1 protein-coding gene is annotated in these 500 nt (G+C 45.0%); it reads right to left on the bottom strand.

The window, feature by feature from the left end; translation table 11 throughout:
• The coding region (locus tag ACXJ5O_RS29585; protein WP_457303005.1) for a hypothetical protein at window positions 1–320 on the bottom strand (320 nt) is incomplete at its 3' end.
• Window positions 321–500: the final 180 nt, after the last annotated feature.

The following is a 500-nucleotide window of genomic DNA, read 5'->3' as shown; positions in this document are numbered from 1 at the left end:
GTCCGGTAGAATTCCAGCACTGTTACAAGTGAATTAATATTATTTTGAGCCATTTTTGTACGCAGTTCATCATAGATACCACCCCGCTGCGCAAGTCCAAAGTAGAACAGAGAGCCATATACAACGACGGTAAAGCAGATTCCCAACACTCCCACGACAGCAAGTTTGTTGCCGCTGGTACGCTTGGTAAAAAGCCCCAAAACAACAGCTACAATTCCAAACGGCACACCGATCAGGGGTATAAAAGATAGCCCACCCAGAACAAACGGGAAGGCCCCGAGGTTTTCGTGTTTCCCCGGCATTACCGAATTGCTTGTCATAAATATACCCGCCTACTCTACGACTCGTCGTGCAAGGCATAAAAACTGTCGCCTCGATAGGTTTAGAGGCAAAAGCCGATCAATTCTCTCATAATATTTTACTCTGCCCGTATAGATCCATAATTGGTAAACGTTCTCTTTTGGGACAGGCGAAAAATCTTTCTTTTTTGGTGATCGTTC

The sequence above is a fragment of the Phyllobacterium sp. P5_D12 genome, assembly GCF_054049495.1.
Note: the sequence above shows the minus strand (reverse complement) of the source record. Positions and strands in the feature narration are given on the sequence as shown.